The following is a 9,746-nucleotide window of genomic DNA, read 5'->3' on the forward strand; positions in this document are numbered from 1 at the left end:
AGTGCCCGAACCGCAGGGTGCGGGCACACCGGGCCTTCGGAGGTAAACGATGCCCCTGGATCCCGAGGCGCGGCGGATCATTGACCGCACACCCGCCGAGGACCCGAACCAGGCGGGGCAGATGCCCGACGCGGCGACGATGCGCGAGCAGTTCCGCCTCATGTGGACCATGCCGGACGACCTCCCGCCCGTCGGCGATGTCACCGACACCACCGTCCCCGGCCCCGCCGGTGACATCCCCGTCCGCGTCTACACCCCTGAGGGGCAGGGGCCCTTTCCGGTCTTCGTGTGGTACCACGGCGGCGGCTGGACGATCGGCACCCTCGACGAGAACGAGTACGCGTGCCGGGCCCTGACCACCGCCTCGGGCGCGGTGGTCGTCTCCGTCGACTACCGGCTCGCCCCCGAGAACCCGTTCCCCGCCGCCGCCGACGACGCCTACGCCGTCGTCGCCTGGCTGGCCGAGCACGGCGACCGGCTCGCCGTGGACCCCGCGCGGATCGCCGTCGGCGGCGAGAGCGCGGGCGGCAACCTCGCCGCCGTCGTCGCCCTCAAGGCCCGCGACCTCGGTGGCCCGGAGCTGCGCCTTCAGGTGCTGGTCGCGCCCATCCTCGGCCACCCCGACGACGGGCGCCGCTCCTATGAGGAGTACTCGGAGGGCTACTTCCTCTCCAAGTCCGGCATGGAGTGGTTCTTCACCACCTACCCCTCCGACGCCCGGGACCTGGACGACCCCTACCTCCTGCCGCTGCGCGCCGAGAACCTCGCCGGCCTGGCCCGCGCGCTCATCATCGAGGCGGAGTACGACGTCCTCCGCGACGAGGGCGAGGAGTACGCGCGCCGGCTCGGCGAGGCCGGCGTCAAGACCGACCTCGCCGTCTACGACGGGATGATCCACGGCTTCTTCGCCCTGCTGCCCACCGAGCTGACGGTGTCGAGGCAGGCCCACGCCCGCACGGCCGACGCCCTGCGCGAAGCCTTCGGCGAGGCCTGATGGCGACCCCCGCACTGGCCCTGGAGGGCGTCGGCGTCAATCGGGCCGACATCCCGGTCGTCCACGACGTCAGCCTCGACGCCGCCCCCGGCGCCGTCACCGTGATCCTCGGCGCCAACGGCGCGGGCAAGACGACGCTCATGGACGGCATCGCCGGCCTGGCGCCCGTCAAGTCCGGCACGATCCGGCTGGGCGACCGCTCGATCGAGAAGCTCGCCCCCTACAAGCGGGCCAGGGCGGGCCTCGGCTACGTGGAACAGGCCCGCACGACCTTCCGGACGCTGACCGTCGAGCAGAACCTGCTGGTGGCCCAGCAGGGCGAGGGCGACCTCGGCACCGTCTACAAGCTGTTCCCCGAGCTGGACAAGCGCCGTACCCTGCAGGCGGGTTACCTGTCCGGCGGCGAGCAGCAGATGGTCGTGCTCGGCCGGGCGCTGGTCTCGGCGCCGAAGGTGGTCCTCATCGACGAGATGTCGCTGGGACTGGCCCCCCTGGTCGTCCGGCGGCTCATGACGACGGTCGGTGAGCTGGCCGGCATGGGGATCGCGGTGGTGCTCATCGAGCAGTTCGCGAACCTCGCGCTCGACGTCGGCACGCGCGCCTACGTCCTGCGCAAGGGCGGCGTGGTGTATTCAGGTCCCTGCGCCGACCTGCGCGGCGACGAGGAGCGCCTGCACCGGCTCTACTTCGGCGGGCCGCCCCTGACCGCCGCCGACCGGGACGCCGGCGCGGCAGAGAGCGAGCAGTGATGAACCTGGTGGACAAGCGCGGCCTCGGCGCCGGCCTCGGCGCGGCCGTGCTGGCCTGCGTCCTGCTGCCGGCGGTGCTGCCGCCGTACTGGATCTACCTGGCGATCAGCGCCGTGATCAGCGCCGTGATCATGCAGAGCTACGGCGTGATCGTCGGGCGGGTCGGCGTCATGTCGCTGTGCCAGATGTCGTTCGCGGCCATCGGCGCCTGGGTCGTGCTGCGGCTGAACGTCGCCGGCGCGCCGGGCGGGTTCTTCGTCTGGCTGGTCCTGGGCGGCCTGGCGGCGGTGCCGGTCGGCGTCGCCATCGGGCTGCCCGCGCTGCGCATCCGCGGGGTGAACCTCGCGGTGGTCACCTTCGGGTTCGCCGTCTCGGCCGACATCGTCTGGAACGCCAACCCGTTCCCGGGCGCCAAAGAGCTGACGATGCTGGACCGCCCGGCGCCCTTCACCACCGACGGCGGCTACTTCGTCTTCGCGATGATCGTGTTCACCGTGATCGCGGTCGTGCTGAGCGTGATCGGCCGTACCCGGCTCGGGCTCTCCTGGTACGAGCTGCGGCACTCCGAGCGGTCCGCCGCCGCGCACGGCATCTCCGTCGCGCGCAGCAAGCTCGCCGCGTTCGCGATCAGCGCGTTCATCGCCGGCATCGGCGGCGGCCTGCTGGCCGGCCAGCTCAGCCTGGTGGTGCCCAGCAACTTCGCGATGGGCCAGTCCCTGGCCCTGTTCGCCGTCGCCATCATGATCGGCCCGCACCACCCCGAGGGCGCCGTGCTCGGCGGGATCTTCGGCGCGGTGATGCCGACGATCATGGAGAAGGTGTCGCTGCCGCAGGACTTCGGCGGCGTGCTGTTCGGCGCCGGCGCCCTGCTGGCGCTGCGCAGCGGGCTGAGCCAGACCGACCTGACCCGGATGCGCAAACGTGAGAAAGATGCGCGTAAGCTGCTGGAAAAGGCGGCGGCCGGCGAGGACGGGCAGGACAGGGCGAGCCTGTCGGTGGTCGAGCCCGCGCCGCGGCCGGCGGACGCCGAGCCCCGCCTGGCCGTGTCCGGGCTGACCGTCCGGTTCGGGGAGGTCGTCGCGCTCGACGCGGTCGACCTGACCGTCCCGGAGGGCTCGGTCGTCGGGCTCATCGGCCCGAACGGCGCCGGCAAGTCCACCTTCATCTCGGCGGTCACCGGCTTCGTCTCGGGATACCAGGGCACGGTCGAGCTCGGCGGGCGGCGGCTGGACGGCCTCGGGCCGAGCGTCCGCGCCACGCGGGGGCTGCGCCGTACGTTCCAGACCACGGCGATCGCGCCCGAGCTCACCCAATACGAATACCTGGCGATCGGAGCCGGCCGGCGGCTGTCGCGGGCCGAGGCCGACGAGCTGCTGGAGTTCTTCGGCTGCCCGCCCGGCCAGGTCCCGGTGTCGATCGTGGACGCCGGCACCCGGCGGCTGCTGGACGTGGCGGCGGCCATCGCGGCCCGTCCCGCGGTGGCGCTGCTGGACGAGCCCGCCGCGGGCCAGTCCGCCGCCGAGTCGCTGCGGCTCGGCAACAGGCTGGCGCGGGTGCCCGAGACCTTCGGCACGTCCATCCTGCTGGTCGAGCACGACATGGAGCTCGTCCAGGCCACGTGCGCCGAGGTCACCGTCCTCGACTTCGGGCACGTCATCGCCTCCGGGCCGACGGGGCAGGTCCTGGCCGACCCCGCCGTCCGGGCCGCCTACCTCGGGGCCGCGGACGTCCCCGCCTCCTGATCCGAAAAAACAACCCACCCCTCCCGCGAAGCAAGGGCCTCTTCGATGAAACGCACTCTCATGACGGCGGCCGCGACCGCGCTCGCCGTGTCCCTCACCGCCGCCGGCTGTCAGTCCTCGGGCGACTCCGGCAAGGGGCCGATCAAGGTCGGCTCCATCAACGGCATCACCGGCCTCTTCCAGACCCCCGAGGTCCCGAAGGCCGTCAAGGCGGTCTTCGACGAGGTCAACGCCGCCGGCGGCATCAACGGCCGCAAGCTCGAGCTGATCAGCAAGGACGACGCCATGGACCCGTCCCGGTCCGGGCAGGCGGCCCGCGAGCTGATCCAGTCCAGCGGCGTCGTCGCGCTGGCCGGCTCCTCCAGCGCCGTCGACTGCGGCCTGAACCGCGCCACCTACAGCAAGAGCAAGATCGTCTCGGTGCCCGCGGTCGGCGTCGACCCCGCGTGCTTCACCAGCCCGAACATCGCCCCGGTGAACCCGGGCCCGTACGCGCTGACCACGGCGATGCTCTACTACGCCTCCGAGACCCTCAAGCACGACAAGGTCTGCATGGACTACACCGTCCTGCCCGGCAGCGGCGGCGGCATCGAGGACGCCATCAAGCAGTGGGAGACCCTCACCGGCAAGCACCTCACCCACAAGAACCTCGCCGTCGGCCAGGGTGACCCGACCCGCTACCTGGTCGCGGACAAGAACGCCGGCTGCCAGGCCGTCATCTACAACGCTGTCGTCGGCCCGTGGTTCGCGCAGGCCAAGACCCAGGGCATGCAGAAGGTCGACTTCATCCTCGCGGCCAACAGCTACACCGACGCCAACGCCAAGGTCATCCCGCCGGACATGAGCGCCTACGCGGGCACCGAGTGGCAGCCCTACACCGACCCGACCCTGCCGGGCAACGACCGCTGGGCGAAGCTGGTGGAGAAGAACGGCATCCAGAAGACCGCGTTCAGCCAGGGCGCCGTGATGGCCGCCGACGTGTTCGTGGACGTCCTGAAGACCATCAAGGGCGACATCACCCGCGAGTCGGTCACCAAGGCGTTCAAGGAGATGAGGCCGATCAACTACCCCATGGTCGGCACCCCCTACGTCTTCGGCCCCGGCGACAAGCACAACCCGATCCAGGGCAGCCGCTTCGTCAAGGCCGACAAGGGCGGCTGGAAGGTCCTGCCCGGCGGCTTCACCGTCCCCGGCAAGAGCTGAGGCCCACTCGTCCGGGCGCGCGCGTCACCCGCGCGCGCCCGGCTCCACCCGGAGGTACCCGATGGTGAACTCTGTTGTCGCCGGGCTGACCAGCGGCGGCGGCTACGCCCTGCTCGGCCTGTGCGTCGTCCTGACCTACCGGCTGGTCGCCGTGGTCAACTTCGCGATGACGGCCGTCGGCGCGATGGGCGCCTTCGTGATGGTCTCGCTGACCGACAAGGGGCTGAACGTCTGGCTCGCCCTGGTCGTCGGCGCCCTGTCGGCGGCGCTGCTGTCGGGGCTGCTCGGCGCGGCGCTGGTGCGCTGGTTCTCCGGGCACCGGGAGCGCACCAAGGCCGCGGTGACGGTCGCCCTGTACGTCGCGCTCACCGCGATCGGGCTGCGGCTGTTCGGCGGCACGAGCACCGGCGCGCACCGCTTCCCGAACCCGTTCGGCGACCCCGTCTTCACGGTCGGCGGCGTGGTGGTCCCGCAGTCGGTGCTCGTCTCGCTGGCGTTCGCGCTGCTGATCACGCTCGCGGTCGGGCTGCTGCTCACCCGCACCCGGCTCGGGCTCAAGCTGCAGGCGCTGTCGGAGCGGCCGAGCACCGCCGAGGTCGTCGGCATCCCCGCCCCGCTGCTGGCCGTCGGCGTCTGGTCGGGCGTCGGCGCCATCACCATGCTGGTGATCGTGCTGGTCGCGCCGCGGCTCGGCGGCGACTTCTCCACCCTCGCGGGCCTGATCAGCACCGCGCTGGCCGTCGCGATGGTCGGCGCGTTCCGCAGCCTGCCCCTGACCCTCGCCGGCGGCCTGATCCTGGGCTGCCTCGAGGGCGTGTCGTCCTCCCTGGACGCCATCCAGAAGTACCAGGGCGTCGTGCCCTTCCTGGTGATCCTCGTGCTCCTGTGGTGGCGCAGCCGCCGCGAGGTCTGGGACACCGCCCACAGCAGATGACGAATCGAGGAGACGCCCCATGCCCGACCTGACATCGACCCGGGCGGCGGTGCTGCGCGAGCACGGCGCCGAGCTGAGCATCGAGGAACTGCCGCTGCCCGCCGAGTGCGAGCCCGGCGCGGCCGTCGTCCGGATCGACTGCGCGACCCTGTGCGCCACCGACGTGCACCTCTGGTCCGGTGCCATGTCGTTCCCGGAGATGCTGCCGATCGTGCTCGGCCACGAGATGATGGGCACGGTCTGCGCCGTCGGCGCCGGCACCCGGGACGCGCTCGGCCGCGAGATCAAGGTGGGCGACCGCATCGGCTGGTCCGAGTCCGTCTGCGGGCGCTGCTACGGCTGCACCGTGCTGCGCAACCCCGTCGCCTGCGCCGAGCGGGGCTACGGGTTCCTCCAGCGGGCGGACCGCTGGCCCTACGCCACCGGCGGCCTCGCCGGGCACAACTACGTGACGCCGGGCGCGCTGAAGGTCGTGCTGCCCGACGACGTCAAGGACACCTGGGCCGCCGCGGCGGGCTGCGCCGTCAAGACCGTGCTGCACGCCTTCGACCGCGCGGGCGGCGTCCGCCCCGGCTCCACCGTGGTGGTCCAGGGCGCGGGCGCGCTCGGGATCGTCGCGACGGCGGTCGCCGGCGTGTCCGGAGCGGGCAAGGTGATCACCATCGGCGCGCCGGACGCGCGCCTGGAGCTCGCCGGCCGCTTCGGCGCCGACCTGACGATCGGGCTGGACGGCGACGCCGCCGAGCGCCTCGCCGCCGTGCGGGACGCCACCGGCGGCCGCGGCGCCGAGCTCGTGATCGACGTCGCCGGCGCGCCCGGCGTGGGCGCCGAGGCGGTGGACATGGCGGCGTTCGGCGGCCGGTTCGTCGTGGTCGGCACCACCGGCCCGCGGCCCGAGCCGCTGCCGCTCGGCACGATCATGGGCAAGGAGCTGGACGTGCGCGGCTCGCTGAACGGCGACGTGAGCGACTACCACCGCTCGATCGAGTTCCTGCGCACCTTCAGCGGTCGTTTCGACTGGGACGAGCTGTTCAGTGCCCCCGACGGGCTCGACGGAGCGTCCGGAGCGCTGGCCGCCATGTCGCGGCTCGAGCAGGTCAAGGCCGTCATTCACCCCCACCGTTAGGAACACCGTGTCCACCAAGATCGAGCGGCGCCGGCTGGGCGCCGCCGGGCCCGAGGCCTCCGTGCTCTCCCTCGGCTCCTGGCACACCTACGACCGCATGGACTTCGCCGACGCCGTCGCGATGGTCCGGCACGCCGTCGACGCGGGGATCAACCTGTTCGACGTCGCCGTGTACGGGATGCCCGGCCATCCCCCCGTCTTCACCGACGTGCTGTTCTCCGCGATCGTCCGCGCCGCCGGGATCGCGCGGGAGGACTACCTGCTGTCCAGCAAGCTGTGGCTGGAGGGGTGGCCCGGCCAGTCCCTGCGCGACCAGCTCGCCAACGCCCTGTTCCGGGTCGGCGCCGACCACGCCGACGTCGCCGTCCTCGGCGACATCCGGCGCGAGGGCATGGACCTGAAGGCGCTCGCCGAGGAGCTCGCCGAGCTGGAGCGCGAGGGGCTGCTGGGCTGCTGGGGCGTCAACAACTGGTCGGCCACCACCGTGCGGACGATCCGCGAGCACGCCCTGGCGGCGGGATCGCCGGGCCCGCGGCTCGCCCAGCTCAAGTACAGCCCGTGCCGCCGCTCCATCCCCGACGGCGAGCCGTTCGCGGCGATCTTCGCCGACGGCGTCACGATGCAGGCGTCGGACGTCCTGGAGGGCGGCATCCTCGCCGGCAACACCTCGCCGTCGCGGCAGATCGGCCGCGACCCGGGGGAGGTCCGGGCGCGGATCCACGACGCCGCCAAGGGCATCGCGAAGGTCGCCGACGACCTCGGCGCCACTCCCGCGCAGCTCTGCGTCGCGTTCACCCTGACCCACCCGTCCACGAGCACCGTGCTGTTCGGCGCGAGCCGGCTGTCCCAGCTCGAGGACAACATCGCCGCGCTCGACGTGCTGGAGCGCGTGGGCGCCGACCGGCTGCGCGAGCTGCTGGACCCGTTCTGGGTGGACCGCGGCATCGTCGACCCCGAGGGACCCTAGCCTCCACGCTCCGGGCCCCCGCCTCGCGCGGCGGCACTCCTGGTCTCCGGATTCCCTCCTTGCCGGGAGTCCGTGAGCGGGGGCCCGGTCCCGCTCCCGGGCTCCGCCCGGCCCCCCGGCGCGTTCTCGACGCCGAGCCCCTCTCCCGCGTACCCACCATGGTCCGCCGTTCTCCGGGCGCCCGCGGCGCACCGCCGTGCCGTGATGCCGCCGGGCATCGATCGGGTAACGCCCCGTAACGCTCCGGGCGGGCGCGCCGCCGATCGGGAAGACTCTGCGGTGCGCCCTCCGGCTCCCGGGCGCCCCGTCCGGGAAAGCACGGGGCGGACCCCCGGGGGTTCGCGGTGGCGCGGCGCGCCGGCGGGTCCGAGCATGGAGAGGGTGGTCGTGGTGATCTCCGCTCCGCGGCGGCGCCTGGCGCCGGCGTGGTTCGGCACGGAGGCCAGGCGCGCCCTCGCCGCGGGCGCCGCCGTCGCGGCGGTGGCGCTGGGCTCGGGCTGGCCCTACTGGCGCGGCCACCCGGTGGCCGCCGCGGCGACCCTGGCCGCCTGCGCCGGGATCATGGTCGCGGGCGTGCTGCTCGGCACCGGCGGGCGGACCCGGCGCACCGGGCGGCTGTTCGCCGCCGCGTCCGCCGCCTGGGCCCTGAACTGGCTGGCGAGCTGGGACATGGGTCCCGGCCCGCTGCTGTCGCCCTACGCCCAGGCCGGCTTCTACCTCGCTCTCGGCGTCGGTGTCCTGCTCTACCCGAGCGGCCGGCTGGAGTACCCGGCCGACCGCGTCTGGGTCGTCGCCGCCTGCGCGGTCCTCATCGGCTGCCCGACGGCGCTGTGGGTGACCTCCGAACCGGAATGGGCCGCGTTCCGGGGCCGGACGGTGTGGTGGCCCGCGCCGTGGCCCGACCTCGGCGCCTTCCGGGTCGTCCTGGACGTCTCCGCCGCGCTGTACGTGCTCCTCGCCGTCGCGTTCGCGGCCGTGCTGCTGCTCAGGCTGCCGCGGCTGGACCGGCCGAACCGCGTCCTCACCCTGCCGGTCACCGCGGCCCTGCTGTTCGTCGGCGGGTCCGCGGCGTTCACCCAGAAGCCGGTCATGCAGGCGTCCATCCCGCTGAGCGACCTGCTCCGCGTCTACGCGCTGCAGGGCGCGGTGGCCGTGCTCGTCCCGCTCACCCTGCTCGCGTCCGGGCTGCGCGCCCGGATCGGTGAGCTGACCGTCGCGGGCCGGATGCTGCGGCCCACCGCGCCCGCCACCGTGGAGCGCGTTCGCGACGCCCTGCGGGACGTCCTGCGCGACCCGACCCTGGAACTGTGGTTCTGGGTACCCGACGAGGGGGTGTACGTCGATGCCGCGGGGCGCCCGGCCGGCGCCGAGCCCGGGGTGGCCGGCGCGGGGGAGACCGGTTCCGGACGCTGGCGCCGGACGGTGCTGACGCCCACCGGGGAGCCGCTCGCGGTCGTGGAGCTCGGCGCCGCGCTGCGCGACCACGAGGCGCTGGTGGAGGCCGCGCTCACCGCGGGCGGCCGGGCGCTGGAGACCGCGCGCCTCCAGGCGAGCGTGCACGCGGGCCTCGAACAGGTCCGCGCGGCCTACGGGCACCTCGTGCGCGCCGGGACGATGGAGCGCGAGCGGCTCGCCCGCGACCTGCACGACGGCGCCCAGCAGCGGCTGCTCGCGCTCGGCGCGATGCTCGGCACGCTGGAGGCCGTCACCGCCGACGCGGCGGTGCGCGAGCACTCCCGCACGTGCCGGCGCGAGCTGATGGCGGCGCTGGCCGAGCTGCGCGCCCTCGCCCGCGAGGTCCGGCCCGCGCTGCTCGCCCAGGACGGCCTCGGCCCGGCGCTGGAGGTCGCCGCCGAGCGGCTCGGGACCCGGGTCCGGCTGGACGTCCCGGACCGGCGCTACCCGGCCGACGTCGAGTCGGCGCTCTACGGGGCGCTCTGCGAGGCGCTGGCGTACGCCGTCGACCGCGCCGGGGCGACGCGCGTCACGGTGCGGGTCCGCCCGGACGACGCCGGGCTGGTCGCCGAGGTC

8 protein-coding genes are annotated in these 9,746 nt (G+C 73.8%); all 8 read left to right on the forward strand.

Annotation, left to right across the window (positions count from 1 at the left end):
• Nucleotides 1-49: 49 nt before the first annotated feature.
• The gene (lipP1, locus tag E1291_RS17230; RefSeq protein ID WP_131738830.1) at nt 50-994 is read left to right on the forward strand and encodes a LipP1 family hormone-sensitive lipase; all 945 of its coding nucleotides are present in this window, start codon (nt 50-52) and stop codon (nt 992-994) included.
• Nucleotides 994-1,743 carry an ABC transporter ATP-binding protein gene (locus E1291_RS17235; RefSeq protein ID WP_131738831.1) on the forward strand — a complete coding sequence of 250 codons (750 nt, stop codon included), beginning with the start codon at nt 994-996 and terminating at the stop codon, nt 1,741-1,743. Before lipP1 ends, E1291_RS17235 begins: the two co-directional genes overlap by 1 nt.
• Entirely contained in the window at nt 1,743-3,485 is a 1,743-nt protein-coding gene (locus E1291_RS17240; protein WP_131738832.1) for a branched-chain amino acid ABC transporter ATP-binding protein/permease, read from the forward strand. The genes E1291_RS17235 and E1291_RS17240 overlap by 1 nt, the downstream gene beginning before the upstream one ends.
• A 45-nt stretch (nt 3,486-3,530) precedes the next feature.
• On the forward strand, nt 3,531-4,688 hold the full coding sequence (locus tag E1291_RS17245) for an ABC transporter substrate-binding protein (protein WP_207400775.1): 1,158 nt from the start codon (nt 3,531-3,533) through the stop codon (nt 4,686-4,688).
• Between the two features lie 61 nt (nt 4,689-4,749).
• The gene (locus E1291_RS17250) at nt 4,750-5,622 is read left to right on the forward strand and encodes a branched-chain amino acid ABC transporter permease (RefSeq protein WP_131738833.1); all 873 of its coding nucleotides are present in this window, start codon (nt 4,750-4,752) and stop codon (nt 5,620-5,622) included.
• A gap of 19 nt (nt 5,623-5,641) precedes the next feature.
• Nucleotides 5,642-6,748, forward strand: a complete 1,107-nt coding sequence (locus tag E1291_RS17255) for a zinc-binding dehydrogenase (protein WP_131738834.1) — start codon at nt 5,642-5,644, stop codon at nt 6,746-6,748.
• A 7-nt stretch (nt 6,749-6,755) separates the two neighbouring features.
• Nucleotides 6,756-7,715, forward strand: a complete 960-nt coding sequence (locus E1291_RS17260) for an aldo/keto reductase (protein WP_131738835.1) — start codon at nt 6,756-6,758, stop codon at nt 7,713-7,715.
• A gap of 372 nt (nt 7,716-8,087) precedes the next feature.
• A partial coding sequence (locus E1291_RS17265) for a sensor histidine kinase (RefSeq protein ID WP_131738836.1) occupies nt 8,088-9,746 on the forward strand: 1,659 nt, incomplete at its 3' end.

The organism is Actinomadura roseirufa (assembly GCF_900659635.1).
GTDB lineage: Bacteria > Actinomycetota > Actinomycetes > Streptosporangiales > Streptosporangiaceae > Spirillospora > Spirillospora roseirufa.